The following is a 16,871-nucleotide window of genomic DNA, read 5'->3' as shown; positions in this document are numbered from 1 at the left end:
CTCTGATCCTGCTGCCGACCGGGCGGGCCCTGCCGGCTCGCCTACCGGGACCTGGGTGCCCGGACAACACAGAACCCCGGCCGCAGCAAGGCGGCCGGGGTTTGTACTGAGACTGTCGTCGACACTCACGAACCCGTGGGCACGGAGTCGGTCGCCTCCGTCCACAGGTCCTGCTCGGCGCGATCCGCCTGGATCTGGCGGTACACGAGGAGCCCGCCGATGGCGGCCAGTGTGACCAGGAGAAGCTTCTTCACCGCGAGACCTCGTCTTTCTTAGGCGTTGGGGACTTCTGGCGCCCGACTATACACACCGGCCGATACCGATCGGTGACCTGCGTCGGGGCCTCAACTACCCGTGGGGGCAGCGCAGTAGACCGGGCCGGTCCGCTCCGATCTGAGGGTGATCACATCCTCACCGAGGGTGATTTCGCCCCGCTTTCCTCATGCTTCCGCTCATTTAATGAGCATTGCGGCCATCCGAGTGGTGTTCATCAGAAGATCGCCGCGCCACGGGCGTCGGTCCGTCACTTCGCAACCGACATACACATCATGAGGAAAGTATGCAAATCCACCCACCCGAAAGACCCACCCGAAAGAGAGGGACCATGACTCGCAACCCGGTCATGAACCTGTGGACGGCGGTCGTCACCGCCTTCCTCGCGCTGTGCACGTCACTCGGACTGATCACGACGACCGCCGTCGCCGCCGTACCCGCGGCGGAGGCCGCGCGCAACCCCTACGCCCCGCAGAACGCGACGGCGCAGGAGGAGCCCATCCGGACCCGCCCAGGGGCGAGTTCCCTGCCACCCACGATGAAACAGCGCATCCACGCGGAGGCGCACGGTTCCTCACCGTCGTGCCGGCACCGCCCGCCGACGGACACGATGCACACGACGGACGTGACGGACGCGACGGACACGGACGCCGCCGTCACACGGGACAGGGACGAGGCACCGGCGGTAGTCGCCGCCCGGAGCGCCGCAGTACCTACTGCCGTCGATACGACGGACTTCGGCGCGAGGGAATCTGTTACGAGGGATGCCGTCGCTGCGCCGGCCCATCCCTGCGGCACCACTCACATGACGACCGGCGGCGTCGACGTACCCGCGGTACAGGCCGTACGGGCAGCGGCACCGGAAGTAATGGAAGCACCGGCGGCACCGGCAAGTCAGACGGGCCCGGCAGACACGGCGGGACCCGCCATGGATGCCGCCCCCATCAGTGCCGTCATGTTCCCCTCGCAGTCCTCGGCACCGGTCCAGCTTCCGGCGCCGGCTCACGCTCCTGTCCTGGCGGCCGTCGGCTCGGCACCTCGGGTATGACCTCGCGCTTTCAACATCGCCACAGGCATATGCCATCGATGTCGGCCGACCGCTCCACCGGCCGAGTCGCAGACACCCTGCGACGGCTCCAGGAGGCTTGGACGAACTCCGGTCAGACCGGCTCGCAGGACGAGTCGACGGCGACCAGGGCCGCCAGTTCATCCGGCAGCTCCAGCAGGGCGCCGCAGAAGCAGACGAAACGATCGTCCACTGAGGCCGGCGCACCGAGGTCGATCGTCAGGATCGCCGCGACCTCGCGCATTAATTCGCCGGTAGGCGTACCGCGCGCGACCAGGATGCTTACTTCGTCAGGGTCCCAGACGGCGATCTTCGGCAGGTCGTCCGCCACAGAAATCACGATGCACACAGGAATCTCCCCAGGGATGCATGAGGGCATGCAGAAATCCCGCTCCGGGAGGCCAGCGGCCTACCGATCGTACCCGCACGTGTTCTCTGAGTGAGAGCGGTTGGGATATCCCATGGAGAGTTGCCAGTCCGAGAACGCCACTGCGCCGCCCCGCCGGAAGGACATGCGCTCCGACAGGAGGACCCGCCGACGTACGGGCAGTCAGATCACGCGACTGAGCTGGAGCATCGCTTCGGCGTTCTTGACCAGCGCACGCTGTCTCGATTCGGGCAACTGCCGGTACAGCTTGAGCAGTTGCGCTTCTCGTTCGTCCCCGTTGGGTCCCGGCACCGGCCGGCCGACGGAGGCGAAGAACTCCCGCGGAGTGGTTCTCACACCCCAGCGACGGAACACCTCGACCATCGCGCGCAACCGCTCCGGATCGATACGGGACGTCCCACGCGTCCGGTTCATCCAGGCGTTGAGCGTCGGATAGGAGATACCGGCCTCCGCGGCCAGGTCCTTCTGTGTCCTGCCCTGCGACTCTCCGAGAAGACGCTCCAGCAGCGCGGGCAAGTCCTCACCCTCGACGACGAAGCCCTGGTCATGCTCCAGGTCCGGCTCGTCCACGTCGGACGCCCCATTCGGCTGAAAGTTCCTGGTCACAAGCTCAAGCATCGACCATTAGCATCTACAAGTGCAAGTAGATCGCAGATCGATCGGTTGAGTTTCCGTTAACAGAAAGCATCGTGTCGTACCCAACTGCTACGACACGCCCACATCTCTGCACCTTCACACCTTCAGTGGCGTGGATACCGCCGTCCGCCAGCATCTGCCGGGTGCCACCGGCAGCCATCACGCTTGACGTATCTACATCTACATGCATAGTGTAGATCACATCGATCAAGCGATCTCCGGGCAGCCCAGCCCGCATCGTCGGCACGGCGGAACATCCGCGCACGACACAGGCGGATCGAGCGCCAGTGGATCGAGCACAGTACGCCCGCCCCCTGGCCCCCCAATACCCCGCGGCCATCGCTGACCACCGTCAGCCCGCCTCGCCACCCCCACGCCCCTAACCCCCGGCACTCCGCCGCCCCCAACGAATCTACATCTACATGGATATCGAGTATCGCATCCGGAAGGGCGCTCCGGCCCCCGGCAGAGCCCTCGTTCCTGGGCACATCCCAGGACCCGCCAAAATCCCCGCCCAAACCCCGGACGAACCCCACAAGCACTTACGCAGAAGGAGCACCCAGCCCGTGTCCGCACAGATCAGACGAGAGACCAGCCCGTACCGGCAGACGGCCTTGACGACCGGCGGGAACGACGGGGTCGCCAAGGCTGACGTGGCCGAGAGGGTCGCCGAGGTCGACGGGGCCGGAGCCGGAGCCGGAGCCGACATCGTCGACCGGGCCCGGGCCGGCGACCGCGAGGCGTTCGCGGCTCTCTACGTCGATCATCAGCGCTTCGTGTACCGGTACCTCCTCTTCCGCACCCGGAACCGGCACCTGGCCGAGGACCTCACGCAGGAGGTCTTCATCAAGGCACTGCGCCACATCGAGAGCTTCACCTGGCAGGGCACGGCCTTCACGGCGTGGCTGCTCACCATCGCCAGAAACCTGCACCTGGACGAGGTGCGGACGAAGCGCTCCCGGCTGGAAACCCTGGTCTCCGAATTAGGGGACAGCGACGCGCACGACCGCAGCGCCCAGTCCGGCGCGCTGCTCACGCTGGAGACGATCGAGACCCACGAGGCCGTGTGGAACGCCCTGCACACGCTGAACAGCCATCAGCGACAGTGCATGGAACTGCGGTTCATCGGCGAGATGTCGCCCGAGGAGACCGCCTGCGCCATGGGACGTACCGTCGGCGCGGTCAAGGCACTCACCTTCCGGGCCAGGCAGAAACTGCGTGCGGCGTCGGAGAGGGAGGCCGCGGCATGAACAGGAACCTGCCCCACGCCGAACGCGTGATCCGTACGGCGCTCTCCGTGAGCACCTCGAACCAGGCCAGGGCCGTCGCCCACGCCCTCGACGTGGCCCGCCTGCTGGTGGACCCGGAGCGGACGTTCGGACTCGTCCTGCACCGCACGCCGAGCGGCGCCTGGGCCCGGGTACCCGGGCAGCTGACGGAACTGGAGCAGCAGGCTTTCGCCTGGGACCACTCGTGCGAGCGGGCCAGGCTGGTCGCGGCCACCATCGAGCAGCACATCGGGGGGCACCCGGATGTCCACGGCATCCGGGCCGATGGGGACTGCGTACGCGTCGAACTCCGCGTTCCCGACCAGGAGCAGTGGCGGCGGTGGCGCGCGCACTTCGGCATCAGGCGCGACGCGGAGGCGCCCCTGGGGCACGCGGTCGTCGGCGAGAGCCGTCAGGCCGGCGTCCGCGTGTCGGTGCTCGCGCACAAACCGCGGCAGACGCCTTGGCCCCGGCCCGCCGTCGCCGCTCCCGCGAGCACTGGTCCTGCCCCTGCCCTTGGCCCTGGTCCTGCCCCTGGTCACGGACACGGACACGCCCCGCAGATCGAACCCGCCCCACGGACGTCCGAGTACGAGTATGAGTACGAGGGGATCGTCTACAACCTGGCGTTGCCGCAGCGGGACGTACACGGGGACGTCTGGTACTTCCACGGCGGACGGACGCCGGGCGGCATGCCTCTGCTGTCACTGGACGGCCGTTCCGAGCGGTGCACGCTCGCCAATGTGACGTCCCTGATGGGGCCCTTGGTGGCACTGGAGCCGGCAACTCCCTCCGCAGCGCCCGACAAGGCCGTGACAGCCCGGCCGGACGCCTCACCAAGCACTCCGTCCCCGCCCGAGGCGCGCCGGTCCCGGACCGTCCCGCTCACCAAAACCCGGCTCACGGTCGTTCGGACACCGACACCGACACCGACACCGACACCGGCCGCGCCCTCCGTCCCGGCATCGGCACCGGCACCGGCACCGGCACCGGCACCAACGCCAATGCCGACTCCGTCGAGGCCGAGGCCCGCCCCCGCGCTGGCGTCCGTGCCCACCCTCCCGTCCTCTGCGGTCCTGTCGTACGCGGCGAGCGAACCACCCGTACCGAAGACCCGGCGCGTTGGACTCGTACGCACAGGACCGGTCACCTGGGGGGCCGCGGACCGGGCTGCGGACCGGGTCACGGCCCAGACCACCGACCGGGCTGCGGCACAGGACAAGAAGTGATCAAGTGAGAGCGCCGATCGCCGAAGGCACCGCCCCCGCCCAGGACCAGGACCTGGACCATGACCGGAGCCATGACCGGAGCCATGACCGGAACCAGAACGGGCGCAACAGCCGCAGCAGGGCGTGGGAGCTGAACGCCCTGTGCCGGAACGAGGACCCCGAGCTGTGGTTCTCCGGCAGAACCCGTGCGATAGCAAGAGCCCTGTGTCATTCCTGCGAGGTACTTGAGGAGTGCCGGGCGGCCGTCATGCGACGCGAGGACGGTCTGCCGAAGTGTGATCGAGGGGGAATCGTCGCGGGCCTGACCGGCCCTCAGCGCCACGCGCTGGAGAAGCGGCTCAAGCGGGGCCCCGTACTCCCGCCCGAGCCGGCGTCCCCGCCCGGGCCGCCCCCGCTCCGCAGCGAACCGGCGCCCTGCGGCACGCGCTCGGCGTACCAGCGGCACGTACGCCGGGGCGAGCCCGTGGACGAGGCCTGCCGGGCCGCCAACGCCCAGGGCGCCAGCCAGTACCGGCGAACGGGCACCACCCGCCTTCGCCCGACCGGATAAGCCCCGCACCAGCTTTCCCAGTGCCCGCATTTTCCCGGTGCCCGCACGAATCCCTACGGGCCACCTCAAGCCCCTTCCGCAGCCCCCTCAGCCCGCCAGCGCCCTAGCCCCCGGAGCACCCGTGTCCCTTCCCTCACCCTCGCCCCCACCGTTCCCGCCCTTCCCGCCCTTCCCGCCGTCCCCTCCACTGCCACCCGTCCCGGCCGGGCGCGAGGCCCGCCCGAAGCGGTTCGGCCGACGCGGGTCCCACGCTTCCGCAGGCCGGTTACGTCGCCCACGCAGCCCGCGCAGTCCACGCAGGTTCTTCGGCATCCTCCGGCGGACTCCCGCCGCGACCCCCGACGCGGCGGACCGGTCGGCCGACCGCCTCCAGCGCCTCGGGAACGACCTGAGCACGTCCAGGGCCCAGACGGCCCGCTGGAAGCGGCACGCCGACGCGTACGCGCGCGAGCGCGACGTCCTGGCGCGCGAGCGGGCGTATCTCCTGTCCTGGCTTGCCGCACTGCACCCGTCGTCCGCCGTCGTGTCGCAGGCACCGACACCCGACGGCACGGCAGACGGCCGGCACGTCCTGAGCCTCGTCGCCGGTGGCCGGCCGCTCTCCTGGACCGTGGCACCCCGGGAGGTCCCGCTCTTCCAGCACGTGCCCCGGGCCGCCGGGGACACCGATACGCGCGCGTGGAGGGACGCCCAGGAGGTCGAGGCGCAGTACGCCCATATCCACCGTCACACACGCATGCTGGCGCTGGAGGACGACCTGACCCGGGTCGTCGAGGAACTCCGCGGCAGCGACTGACCTGGATCAGGCCTCTCGCTCCTGCCCCCACGCCCGCCCCTACCCCCCGGACTCCGGCCGACAAGCTCGGGAGGCACGTCGACCGGACTGTGAGCGCCCCCCTGCACACCACAGCAGGGGGGCGCTGCGCGTTCCCTGACGGCCGGTCAGCGGGAATCGCACGCTCTACGGGATCTCACGGTTGCCGTTGCCCGAGGACACAGAACTCATTTCCCTCGGGGTCCGCCATGACAACCCACGACTGCTCACCCTGGCCGATGTCGACGCGCTTCGCGCCGTGCGCCTCAAGGCGGGCCACCTCGGCGGCCTGGTCGTCGGGCCGGAAGTCGAGATGCAGTCGGCTCTTGACCTTCTTGCTCTCGTCGATCCGGACGAAGTCCATCCCCGGCAGGCGATCCGGGGTCCGGCGGATCTCGAACTCCTCGTCGGAGGAGTGGACGACAACCCAGCCAAGAGCCTCGGCCCACCACTGCCCCAGGGCCGCCGGATCTTCTGAGTGAACAAGTACCTGTTCCCATTCCAAGGTCATCCGCCGAGCCTAGGCCCACCGCCGCTTCAGGAACAGGCGCTCGATACGAGTCACAAATGCCAAAAACCCCCAGGCGTGATGGCCTGGGGGTTTTGAACTGGTGGGGCTAACAGGATTTGAACCTGTGGCCTCATCCTTATCAGGGATGCGCTCTAACCAACTGAGCTATAGCCCCGCCGCGCTCTGCGGTGTATGTCCCGCGCGCTGACCTCTGAAGATTAGCGCACGACGGGGCCAGTCCCAAAATCGGTATCCGGGGCCCGCCCCGGCCTGCCCGGACAGCCCGAAAACGCACCCCCCAACAGCCTGAAGACGCACCCTCCAGCAGCCCGGGAACGCTGCTCCCAACAGCGCGAGAGCGCACCCCGGACCGGGGTGCGCTCTCGCGGTGAAACCGTGGTGACAACGTTTACTCGTCCTCCGCGAGCGTGAGCTCGACACCGCCGACGAAGCCCGCGGAGAGGTTGTAGATGAACGCGCCGAGGGTGGCGAGCGCGGTGGCGAGGACGACGTCGATGACGGCGATGATCGACGTGAAGATCAGGACCCGCGGCAGCGACAGGAACGACTGCAGGTCGAAGCCGTTCGACTCGTTCGAGCCGGTGGCCTCGGAGATCGTGCCGCCCACGGTGGAGAAGACGCCCATGGCGTCCATGACCATCCACAGCACCGCGGCCGCGACGATCGTGCAGATCCCGAGCGCGATGGAGAGCAGGAAGCTGACCTTCATCACCGACCAGGGGTCTGCCTTGGCCACCCGCAGCCGGGCCTTGCGCGTACGGGGCGTGGTGCGCGCCCCGGTGCGCGGCCGGCGTACGGCGCCCGCGGCGGGCGCCGTGTGCGCCGCGTACGCCTGCGGCGGGTGGTACGGCTGGGCGGCCTGCTGCGGCTGCCGCTCGCCCGGGAGGGGCGAGCCCGGCGCCGGCGGCACCGCCGTGCCAGAAGGTGTCGCCGGGCCCGGAGGCACCGGCGATCCTGGGGCCGCACCGGCCGCGTACTGCGGCGTCTGTGGGCCTCGGGTGTCCGTCACAGTTCCCCCCTGGGATCCATGAGAGTCATGGGAGTCAGTCGCCTCCGTGGCGGAGCCACGGCCGCCGTCCTTTTCCGTATCGGTCGAACCGGCGCCCGCGGCTCCGCTCACGATGACTCACTCCTCGCGCTACTCGTCCGAGGACTGCTCGCCCTCGTCCGTGCCGGCGACCGTCTCGACCTCGTCCGAGTCGTCGACCACCCCGTCGACTTCCTCGGCCTCGCGACCGGCCTCGGCGTTACGTGCGATACCGACGACGGCATCGCGCTTGCCCAGGTTGATCAGTTGAACGCCCATGGTGTCACGGCCCGTCTCCCTGACCTCGTTGACTCGCGTGCGAATCACACCGCCGGACAGTGTGATGGCGAGGATCTCGTCCGTCTCCTCGACCACCAGCGCGCCGACGAGCGAGCCGCGGTCCTCGACGATCTTGGCGGCCTTGATACCCAGGCCACCGCGACCCTGGACGCGGTACTCGTCGACAGCGGTCCGCTTCGCGTACCCACCGTCTGTGGCAGTGAACACGAACGTACCGGGTCGAACAACATTCATCGAGAGCAGCTGGTCGCCCTCGCGGAAGCTCATTCCCTTGACGCCCGAGGTGGCACGGCCCATGGGGCGCAGTGCGTCGTCCGTCGCGGTGAACCTGATCGACTGGGCCTTCTTGCTGATCAGAAGCAGATCGTCCTCTGCCGAAACCAGCTCGGCTCCGATCAGTTCGTCGTCGGAACCGTCCTCCGTCTCACGGAGATTGATCGCGATGACGCCGCCGGAACGCGGTGAATCGTAATCCTTCAGGGATGTCTTCTTCACGAGCCCGCCCTTGGTGGCGAGGACCAGATAAGGCACCGCTTCGTAGTCGCGGATCGCGAGGATCTCGGCGATCGCCTCGTCCGGCTGGAAGGCCAGCAGGTTCGCGACGTGCTGGCCGCGCGCCTCACGCCCGGCGTCGGGAAGCTCGTACGCCTTCGCTCGGTAGACCCGTCCCTTGTTGGTGAAGAACAGCAGCCAGTGGTGCGTCGTCGACACGAAGAAGTGGTCGACGATGTCGTCTTCCTTGAGCTTCGTCCCGCGTACGCCCTTGCCGCCGCGCTTCTGCGAGCGGTAGTCCTCGGCCTTGGTGCGCTTGATGTAGCCACCACGCGTGATGGTGACGACGATGTCCTCCTCGGCGATCAGGTCCTCCATGGACATGTCGCCGTCGAAGGGCACCAGCTTGGAGCGGCGGTCGTCACCGAACTTGTCGACGATCGCGGTGAGTTCCTCGCTGATGATGGCGCGCTGCCGCTCGGGCGAGGCGAGGATCGCGTTGTACTGGCGGATCTTCGCCTGCAGCTCGTCGTGCTCGGCGACGATCTTCTGGCGCTCCAGGGCGGCCAGCCGGCGCAGCTGCATCTCAAGGATGGCGTTGGCCTGGATCTCGTCGATCTCCAGGAGGCCCATCAGGCCCTCGCGCGCGATCTCGACGGTGTCGCTGCGCCGGATCAGCGCGATGACCTCGTCGATGGCGTCCAGGGCCTTCAGGAGGCCGCGCAGGATGTGCGCGCGCTCCTCGGCCTTGCGCAGCCGGAACCGCGTACGCCGGACGATGACCTCGATCTGGTGCGTCACCCAGTGCCGGATGAACGCGTCGAGCGACAGGGTGCGCGGCACGCCGTCCACCAGCGCCAGCATGTTGGCGCCGAAGTTCGTCTGCAGGTCGGTGTGCTTGTACAGGTTGTTCAGGACGACCTTGGCGACCGCGTCCCGCTTCAGGACGATGACCAGGCGCTGGCCCGTACGCGACGAGGTCTCGTCCCGGACGTCCGCGATGCCGCCGACCTTGCCGTCCTTCACCAGGTCGGCGATCTTCTGGGCCAGGTTGTCGGGGTTCACCTGGTAGGGGAGCTCGGTGACCACCAGGCACTGGCGGTTCTGGATCTCCTCGACCTCGATGACCGCGCGCATCGTGATGGAGCCACGGCCCGTGCGGTACGCCTCCTCGATGCCCTTGCGGCCCACCACCAGGGCGCCGCTCGGGAAGTCGGGGCCCTTGATGCGCTCGATCAGCGCGTCCAGCAGCTCCTCGTGGGAGGCCTCGGAGTTCTCCAGGTACCACTGGGCACCGGACGCGACCTCGCGCAGGTTGTGCGGCGGGATGTTGGTGGCCATGCCGACCGCGATGCCCGCCGAGCCGTTGATCAGCAGGTTCGGGAAGCGGGCGGGGAGGACGGTCGGCTCCTGGGAGCGGCCGTCGTAGTTGTCCGTGAAGTCGACGGTGTCCTCGTCGATGTCGCGGACCATCTCCATGGACTGCGGCATCATCTTGCACTCGGTGTACCGCATGGCGGCGGCCGGGTCGTTGCCCGGGGAACCGAAGTTGCCGTTCGAGTCCACCAGCGGCATCCGCATCGACCACGGCTGCGCGAGACGGACCAGCGCGTCGTAGATCGAGGAGTCGCCGTGCGGGTGGTAGTTGCCCATGACGTCGCCGACGACGCGGGCGCACTTGTAGAAGCCCTTCTCGGGCCGGTAGCCGCCGTCGTACATGGCGTACAGGACGCGGCGGTGGACGGGCTTGAGACCGTCCCGTACGTCGGGCAGCGCGCGCGACACGATGACGGACATCGCGTAGTCCAGGTACGAGCGCTGCATCTCGGTTTCGAGCCCGACGGGCTCGACACGCAGGGTGGGCGCGCCCTCTTCCACGGGAATGCCCACGGGCATGCCCGCGGGGATGCCCGGGCCGGAGGGGGAAATGGGTGTCTCGTCGGTCATTGCTGGTGAAGATCCTTTCTGACGCGGTCAGCTGAGACCGACTCAGATGTCGAGGAAGCGGACGTCCTTGGCGTTGCGCTGGATGAACGCGCGGCGAGCTTCGACGTCCTCGCCCATCAGGACCGAGAAGAGGTCGTCGGCCTGGGCGGCGTCGTCGAGGGTGACCTGACCGAGGACGCGGTGCTCCTGGTCCATGGTCGTGATGCGCAGCTCCTCGGCGTTCATCTCACCGAGACCCTTGAAGCGCTGGATCGAGTCCTCCCTGACGCGCTTGCCGGCCTGCCGGCCGAGCTCGATCAGGGCGTCGCGCTCGCGGTCCGAGTACGCGTACTCGAAGTCGTCGCGACCCCACTTGATCTTGTACAGCGGCGGACGGGACAGGAAGACGTGCCCGGCCTCGACCAGTGGCCGCATGAAGCGGAACAGGAAGGTCAGCAGCAGGGTGTTGATGTGCTGGCCGTCGACGTCGGCGTCCGCCATCAGGATGATCTTGTGATAGCGGAGCTTGGCGATGTCGAAGTCCTCGTGGACCCCGGTGCCGAAGGCCGAGATCAGCGCCTGGATCTCCTGGTTCTGCAGGATCTTGTCGATCCGGGACTTCTCGACGTTGAGGATCTTGCCTCGGATCGGGAGGATCGCCTGGTACTGGGGGTTGCGGCCGGACTTGGCCGAACCGCCGGCGGAGTCACCCTCGACGATGAAGATCTCGCACTTGGTGGGGTCGTTCGACTGGCAGTCGCTCAGCTTGCCCGGCAGCGACGCCGTCTCCAGGAGCCCCTTGCGGCGGGTGAGGTCGCGGGCCTTGCGGGCCGCCACGCGCGCGGTGGCCGCCTGGATGGACTTGCGGATGATGTCCGCGGCCTCGTTCGGGTTGCGGTCCAGCCAGTCGCTGATGTGCTCGTGCACGACCTTCTGTACGAAGGTCTTCGCCTCGGTGTTGCCCAACTTGGTCTTGGTCTGGCCCTCGAACTGCGGCTCGCCCAGCTTGATCGAGATGATCGCCGTCAGACCCTCGCGGATGTCGTCGCCCGTGAGGTTGTCGTCCTTCTCGCGCAGCAGCTTCTTGTCGCGCGCGTACCGGTTGATGAGACCGGTGAGCGCCGCACGGAAGCCCTCCTCGTGCGTACCGCCCTCGTGGGTGTGGATGGTGTTGGCGAAGGAGTAGACGCCCTCGCTGTAGCCGCCGTTCCACTGCATCGCGACTTCGAGGGAGAGCATGCGCTCCTTGTCCTCGGCCTCGATGTCGATCACCGTGGGGTGGACGACCTCGCCCTTGCGGGAGTTGAGGTACGTCACGAAGTCGACGATGCCGCCTTCGTAGTGGTACGTGACGGTCTTGACCTCTTCGACGTCGTCCGCACCGGCCTCGTCGGCACCCGCGGTGGCCTTCGCCGAGTCGCGCTCATCAGTGAGTTTGATGGTCAAACCCTTGTTGAGGAACGCCATCTCCTGGAAGCGCCGCGAGAGCGTCTCGAAGGAGTAGTCCGTGGTCTCGAAGATGTCGCCGTCGGCCCAGAAGGTGACCGAGGTGCCGGTCTCGTCCGTGGCCTCGTGCTCGGCCAGCGGGGCCGTCGGGACGCCCAGCTTGTAGTCCTGCGTCCAGCGGCGTCCTTCGGTCCTGATCTCGACGGCCACCTTGGTGGACAGCGCGTTCACGACGGAGACGCCCACGCCGTGCAGACCACCGGAGACCGCGTAACCGCCGCCGCCGAACTTGCCGCCCGCGTGTAGCACGGTCAGTACGACCTCGACGGCGGGCTTGCCCTCGGAGGGGACGATGCCCACCGGGATGCCACGGCCGTTGTCGACGACGCGGACACCGCCGTCGGGAAGGATCGTGACGTCGATCGTGTCCGCGTGGCCGGCCAGCGCCTCGTCGACGGAGTTGTCGACCACCTCGTACACGAGGTGGTGCAGTCCACGCTCGCCGGTCGAGCCGATGTACATACCGGGTCGCTTGCGGACCGCGTCCAGACCTTCGAGGACGGTGATGGCGCTGGCATCGTACGAGGCCGTGACCTCGCCGTTCGAGGAGTGAGACCCGCTTTTCGCGGCCGCGTCGGTGGACGGGATGTTCTCGTTGGGGTTGCCGGAATCGGCCACGAAGCGCCCTTTCTGGCACAGCACAAGCCAAGCTCCGGGTCCCCTCGGGGGAGGGTGTCCGGAGCGGCTGCGGCGTGTTACGTCGGTAAGCCTTTGTCAGCGTTGCTCGGTGTGTCCCACAAGTGGGGCGGGATTAGCTTCCAGTCTACCGGTAGCGCCGACAGTGATGGGGGTTTGCCGGTACCTGAGTCCGCATGTGCCGCCCTGAACCGGTCTCCACCGACTCCCCATATGTGGACCCGGGCTCAAAGAGGCGCAGAGCGGCACTCAGCGCTTCCGGGTGTCAACCCCGCGCTACGGACGGCATACCGTCCGGTCTGGCTCACCCGTAGGTGTCACCGGGACCCGTGCTGCCGGGGGCGCGCAAGGGGCCGTAGCGGTGGGCGGGACCCCCGGGGCCCAGCACCTTGATCAGCCTCACCGTGCCGTGCCCGAGGTCCTCGTTCAGGCGGGCGACCAGCTGCGGAGCGAGCAGCCGCAGGTTGGTGGCCCAGGCCGTCGAGTCGCACCGCACGACCAGTACCCGCTCGTCCTCGTCGTACTTCTCCGGTACGCAGTGGTTGGCCAGGTCGTCCCCGACGATCTGCGGCCAGCGGCCCATGACCCCGCCGACGGCGGCCGGGGTCTCCCAGCCGCGCTCGGTGATGAGCCGGTTGATGGCCGAGCCGAGTGCCATGGGATCGCGCCCGTCGGCGTGCGCGCCGGAGCGCAGACCGCCACGACGCGCCTGCTTCTTGTCCCGCGCCGCGTTCCCACGCGCGCGCGCCTGCTCCTTCGCCGCGCGCAGAGCCACGCGCGCGAGATCGACCCCGGAGGGCTCGGGAGCGTTTTCCGGGGTCTTCTTCGGCATCTTCCTCGGGTCAGGTGTGTTCTCGCTCATACGCGCTCCACCACGCCCTCGGACACGGCGTACCGCGTCCCCGTCAGCACGCCCGGCACGTCGTCGTCGACCGCGGCCGTCACCAGTACCTGCTCGCCGGGGGCGACCAGTTCGGCGAGGCGTTCGCGGCGACGGGTGTCCAGCTCGGCGAACACGTCGTCGAGGACCAGCACCGGCTCGTTGCCCTCGGCCCGCAGCAGGTCGTACGAGGCGAGGCGCAGCGACAGCGCGTACGACCAGGACTCGCCGTGTGACGCGTATCCCTTCGCGGGCAACTGGCCGAGTTTGAGCAGTAGTTCGTCCCTGTGCGGGCCCACGAGGGTGACCCCCCGTTCGATCTCCTGCTTGCGGCTCTCCACCAGGGCCGCCGTCAACTGTTCGTACAGCTCCTCGCGCGCGTGCCCGGTGATCCCGGGTGAGGAGGGCTTGTACTCCAGGGCCACCGGCCCACCGCCGGGCGCGAGCTGCTCGTACGCCTTGTCGGTGAGCGGCTGGAGCGTGGCGATCAGATCGAGCCGCTGGGCGAGCAGCTCGGCGCCCACGCGCGCGAGGTGCTCGTCCCACACGTCGAGTGTGGAGAGGTCCATCGTGCGGCCGCCGTGGCGGCGGGCCAGCGCGGCCGACTTCAGGAGGGTGTTGCGCTGCTTCAGGACCCGGTCGTAGTCCGAGCGCACGCCCGCCATCCGCGGGGAGCGCGCGGTGATCAGCTCGTCGAGGAACCGACGGCGCTCGCCGGGGTCGCCCTTGACCAGTGCCAGGTCCTCGGGCGCGAACAGCACGGTCCGTACGATGCCGAGCACGTCACGGGGTCTGACCTGCGAGGACCTGTTGATGCGGGCGCGGTTCGCCTTGCCGGGGTTCAGCTCCAGTTCCACGAGCTGCTGGCGGTCGCCCTGGCGGATGTTGGCCCGGATGATCGCCCGTTCGGCGCCCATCCGCACGAGGGGCGCGTCGGACGAGACCCGGTGGCTGCCGAGGGTGGCGAGATAGCCGACCGCCTCGACGAGGTTGGTCTTGCCCTGTCCGTTGGGCCCCACGAACGCGGTGACGCCCGGGTCGAGCGGAACCTCGACCCGGGCGTACGAGCGGAAGTCGGCCAGCGACAGATGCGTGACGTGCATGGTCGTTCGCCGACCTCCCCCGGAGTTGTGGATCCGCGGAGCGGACCTGTGGACTGCTTCTTCTCCCGAACCGCCGCCGGAATCCTCCGGACCGCCTCCGGGCTACTTCTTCTCGACGGCGTGGCCGCCGAACTGGTTGCGCAGTGCCGCGATCATCTTCATCTGCGGCGAATCGTCCTGCCGGGACGCGAACCGGGCGAACAGCGACGCGGTGATCGCGGGCAGCGGTACCGCGTTGTCGATGGCCGCCTCGACGGTCCAGCGGCCCTCTCCGGAGTCCTGCGCGAAGCCGCGCAGCTGCTCCAGGTGTTCGTCCTCGTCCAGCGCGTTGACGGCCAGGTCGAGCAGCCAGGAACGGATCACCGTGCCCTCCTGCCAGGAACGGAAGACCTCGCGCACATCGGTGACCGAGTCGACGGCCTGGAGGAGCTCCCAGCCCTCGGCGTAGGCCTGCATCATGGCGTACTCGATGCCGTTGTGGACCATCTTGGAGAAGTGCCCGGCGCCGACCTTGCCCGCGTGCACGAACCCTGCGTCACCCTCGGGCTTGAGGGCGTCGAAGACCGGCTGGACCTTGGCGATGTGCTCGGCGTCGCCGCCGACCATCAGCGCGTAGCCGTTCTGCAGGCCCCACACGCCCCCTGAGACGCCGGCGTCGACGAAGCCGATGCCCTTGGCCGCCAGCTCCTCGGAGTGCTTCTCGTCGTCCGTCCAGCGCGAGTTGCCGCCGTCCACGACCACGTCACCGGGCTCAAGGAGAGCGGCGAGCTCATCGACGGTGGACTGCGTCGCGGCACCGGCGGGAACCATCACCCACACCACCCGCGGACCCTTGAGCTTGCCCACAAGCTCCTCAAGGCTGTGGACATCGGCGAGATCCGCGTTGCGGTCGTATCCGATGACGGTGTGGCCTGCGCGGCGAATGCGCTCGCGCATGTTGCCGCCCATCTTGCCGAGGCCGACGAGACCGAGCTCCATCAGGTTGTTCCTTCACTAGCGAGGTGGCAGGAGGGCACTTTCGTACCTGCGCCCGAGCCTAAACCCGGACTCTCCTGCACACCTGTGGGCATAGCCGCTCAGACGTATGCCCTCACCTGCGGTTCTTCGTCAGCCGCTGAGCCGCACCGGCATGATCAGGTACTTGTAGGCCTCGTCCGCCTCGGCGTCCAGCGCGGGCCTGCCGCTGAGGAGCGCCGGCTTGGTGGACGTCGTGAAGGAGAGCTGCGCGACCGGGGAGTCGATGGCGCTCAGCCCGTCGAGCAGGAACGTCGGGTTGAAGGCGATCGAGACGTCGTCGCCCTCCAGCTGGGCGTCGACCCTCTCCACAGCCTGTGCGTCGTCGCTGGAGCCGGCCTCCAGGATCAGCACGCCCTGCTCGAAGCTCAGCCGCACCGGGGTGTTGCGCTCGGCGACCAGGGCCACACGCTTGACGGCCTCCACGAAGGGTGCGGTCTCGATGACGGCGATCGAGTTGAACTCCGTCGGGAACAGCGAGCGGTACTTCGGGAGGTCGCCCTCCAGCAGGCGCGTGGTCGTACGCCGGCCCGCCCCTTCGAAGCCGATCAGGCCCTCACCGGCTCCGGAGCCGGACAGCGCCAGGATCACGCTGTCGCCGCTCGTGAGCGCCTTGGCGGTGTCCAGGAGCGTCTTGGCGGGCACCAGGGCGACCGCGGACGCCTCCGGGTCCTCCGGCTTCCACAGGAACTCACGGACCGCGAAGCGGTAACGGTCGGTGGACGCCAGGGTGACCGTGTCGCCCTCGATCTCGATGCGCACACCGGTGAGCACGGGCAGCGTGTCGTCGCGGCCCGCCGCGATCGCCACCTGGGCGGCGGCCGAGGCGAAGACCTCACCGGGGACGGTGCCGGTCGCGGACGGCATCTGCGGCAGCGCCGGGTACTCCTCCACAGGCAGTGTGTGGAGGGTGAAGCGGGAGGAGCCGCAGACCACGGTCGCCCGTACACCGTCTGTGGAAATCTCCACCGGCCGGTTGGGGAGGGCACGGCAGATGTCGGCGAGCAGGCGGCCGGAGACGAGCACCGTGCCTTCCTCGTCGATCTCCGCGTCCACCGAGACGCGTGCCGAGACCTCGTAGTCGAAGCTGGAGAGGCTCAGCGCGCCCTCCTCGGCCTTGAGAAGGAGGCCGGCCAGCACAGGCGCCGGTGGACGGGCCGGGAGGCTGCGTGCCGCCCAGGCCACTGCCTCCGCGAGTACGTCGCGTTCCACCCGGATCTTCACCGTTGCC

General features: G+C 68.6%; 15 protein-coding genes, 1 tRNA gene and 1 pseudogene. 5 read left to right on the top strand and 12 right to left on the bottom strand.

Annotation, left to right across the window (positions count from 1 at the left end):
- Positions 1-125: 125 nt before the first annotated feature.
- A complete protein-coding gene (locus ACH4DZ_RS13960; protein ID WP_351638128.1) occupies positions 126-254 on the bottom strand; it encodes a DLW-39 family protein in 129 nt (42 codons plus the stop codon).
- Between the two features lie 350 nt (positions 255-604).
- Between ACH4DZ_RS13960 and ACH4DZ_RS13955 the strand changes: the two are divergent.
- Positions 605-884 (top strand): annotated as a pseudogene (locus ACH4DZ_RS13955) (DUF6344 domain-containing protein); the annotation flags it as partial.
- A 549-nt stretch (positions 885-1,433) separates the two neighbouring features.
- Here the strand turns inward: ACH4DZ_RS13955 and ACH4DZ_RS13950 are convergent.
- Both ACH4DZ_RS13950 and ACH4DZ_RS13945 read right to left on the bottom strand, forming a co-directional pair.
- On the bottom strand, positions 1,434-1,670 hold the full coding sequence (locus tag ACH4DZ_RS13950) for a hypothetical protein (protein ID WP_398287299.1): 237 nt from the start codon (positions 1,668-1,670) through the stop codon (positions 1,434-1,436).
- A 219-nt stretch (positions 1,671-1,889) separates the two neighbouring features.
- A complete protein-coding gene (locus tag ACH4DZ_RS13945) occupies positions 1,890-2,297 on the bottom strand; it encodes a helix-turn-helix domain-containing protein (RefSeq protein WP_398287298.1) in 408 nt (135 codons plus the stop codon).
- A gap of 632 nt (positions 2,298-2,929) precedes the next feature.
- Between ACH4DZ_RS13945 and ACH4DZ_RS13940 the strand changes: the two genes are divergently transcribed.
- The 4 genes from ACH4DZ_RS13940 to ACH4DZ_RS13925 all read left to right on the top strand — a co-directional run bounded on the left by ACH4DZ_RS13940 (position 2,930) and on the right by ACH4DZ_RS13925 (position 6,206).
- Positions 2,930-3,613, top strand: coding sequence for an RNA polymerase sigma factor (locus ACH4DZ_RS13940; protein WP_398287297.1), 684 nt, complete (start codon positions 2,930-2,932; stop codon positions 3,611-3,613).
- Complete coding sequence (locus ACH4DZ_RS13935; protein WP_398287296.1) at positions 3,610-4,860, top strand: BN159_2729 family protein; 1,251 nt, start codon at positions 3,610-3,612, stop codon at positions 4,858-4,860. The genes ACH4DZ_RS13940 and ACH4DZ_RS13935 overlap by 4 nt, the downstream gene beginning before the upstream one ends.
- 4 nt (positions 4,861-4,864) lie before the next feature.
- Positions 4,865-5,410, top strand: coding sequence for a WhiB family transcriptional regulator (locus ACH4DZ_RS13930; RefSeq protein ID WP_398287295.1), 546 nt, complete (start codon positions 4,865-4,867; stop codon positions 5,408-5,410).
- Between the two features lie 121 nt (positions 5,411-5,531).
- Complete coding sequence (locus ACH4DZ_RS13925; protein WP_398287294.1) at positions 5,532-6,206, top strand: hypothetical protein; 675 nt, start codon at positions 5,532-5,534, stop codon at positions 6,204-6,206.
- A 175-nt stretch (positions 6,207-6,381) separates the two neighbouring features.
- Here ACH4DZ_RS13925 and ACH4DZ_RS13920 read toward each other — a convergent pair whose 3' ends face one another.
- The 9 genes from ACH4DZ_RS13920 to dnaN all read right to left on the bottom strand — a co-directional run bounded on the left by ACH4DZ_RS13920 (position 6,382) and on the right by dnaN (position 16,864).
- On the bottom strand, positions 6,382-6,735 hold the full coding sequence (locus ACH4DZ_RS13920; RefSeq protein WP_398287293.1) for a VOC family protein: 354 nt from the start codon (positions 6,733-6,735) through the stop codon (positions 6,382-6,384).
- Positions 6,736-6,833: 98 nt separating this feature from the next.
- A tRNA-Ile gene (locus ACH4DZ_RS13915) sits at positions 6,834-6,910 on the bottom strand.
- A 234-nt stretch (positions 6,911-7,144) separates the two neighbouring features.
- Positions 7,145-7,876 (bottom strand): DUF3566 domain-containing protein, encoded by a 732-nt coding sequence (locus tag ACH4DZ_RS13910; protein ID WP_398287292.1) that lies wholly within the window; start codon positions 7,874-7,876, stop codon positions 7,145-7,147.
- An 18-nt stretch (positions 7,877-7,894) separates the two neighbouring features.
- On the bottom strand, positions 7,895-10,522 hold the full coding sequence (gene gyrA / locus ACH4DZ_RS13905) for a DNA gyrase subunit A (protein WP_398287291.1): 2,628 nt from the start codon (positions 10,520-10,522) through the stop codon (positions 7,895-7,897).
- 42 nt (positions 10,523-10,564) lie between these two features.
- Positions 10,565-12,625 (bottom strand): DNA topoisomerase (ATP-hydrolyzing) subunit B, encoded by a 2,061-nt coding sequence (gene gyrB / locus ACH4DZ_RS13900; RefSeq protein ID WP_398287290.1) that lies wholly within the window; start codon positions 12,623-12,625, stop codon positions 10,565-10,567.
- 322 nt (positions 12,626-12,947) lie between these two features.
- Positions 12,948-13,505 carry a DUF721 domain-containing protein gene (locus tag ACH4DZ_RS13895; protein ID WP_398287289.1) on the bottom strand — a complete coding sequence of 186 codons (558 nt, stop codon included), beginning with the start codon at positions 13,503-13,505 and terminating at the stop codon, positions 12,948-12,950.
- Positions 13,502-14,626 (bottom strand): DNA replication/repair protein RecF, encoded by a 1,125-nt coding sequence (recF, locus tag ACH4DZ_RS13890; RefSeq protein ID WP_398287288.1) that lies wholly within the window; start codon positions 14,624-14,626, stop codon positions 13,502-13,504. Before recF ends, ACH4DZ_RS13895 begins: the two co-directional genes overlap by 4 nt.
- A gap of 102 nt (positions 14,627-14,728) precedes the next feature.
- Positions 14,729-15,604 carry a phosphogluconate dehydrogenase (NAD(+)-dependent, decarboxylating) gene (gene gnd / locus ACH4DZ_RS13885; protein ID WP_398287287.1) on the bottom strand — a complete coding sequence of 292 codons (876 nt, stop codon included), beginning with the start codon at positions 15,602-15,604 and terminating at the stop codon, positions 14,729-14,731.
- 129 nt (positions 15,605-15,733) lie between these two features.
- On the bottom strand, positions 15,734-16,864 hold the full coding sequence (gene dnaN, locus ACH4DZ_RS13880; protein WP_307538664.1) for a DNA polymerase III subunit beta: 1,131 nt from the start codon (positions 16,862-16,864) through the stop codon (positions 15,734-15,736).
- Between the last annotated feature and the right edge of the window lie 7 nt (positions 16,865-16,871).

The organism is Streptomyces sp. NPDC017991, from assembly GCF_044328075.1.
Taxonomy (GTDB): Bacteria; Actinomycetota; Actinomycetes; order Streptomycetales; family Streptomycetaceae; genus Streptomyces.
This window is presented reverse-complemented; position numbering and strand designations above follow the sequence as displayed.

Excerpts from the sequence above, each read along its gene's own strand:
- ACH4DZ_RS13935 (WP_398287296.1), top strand. The coding sequence starts at position 3,610 with ATGAACAGGAACCTGCCCCACGCCGAACGCGTGATCCGTACGGCGCTC.
- ACH4DZ_RS13920 (WP_398287293.1), bottom strand. The coding sequence starts at position 6,735 with ATGACCTTGGAATGGGAACAGGTACTTGTTCACTCAGAAGATCCGGCG.
- gyrA (WP_398287291.1), bottom strand. The coding sequence starts at position 10,522 with ATGACCGACGAGACACCCATTTCCCCCTCCGGCCCGGGCATCCCCGCG.
- ACH4DZ_RS13895 (WP_398287289.1), bottom strand. The coding sequence starts at position 13,505 with ATGAGCGAGAACACACCTGACCCGAGGAAGATGCCGAAGAAGACCCCG.
- recF (WP_398287288.1), bottom strand. The coding sequence starts at position 14,626 with ATGCACGTCACGCATCTGTCGCTGGCCGACTTCCGCTCGTACGCCCGG.
- gnd (WP_398287287.1), bottom strand. The coding sequence starts at position 15,604 with ATGGAGCTCGGTCTCGTCGGCCTCGGCAAGATGGGCGGCAACATGCGC.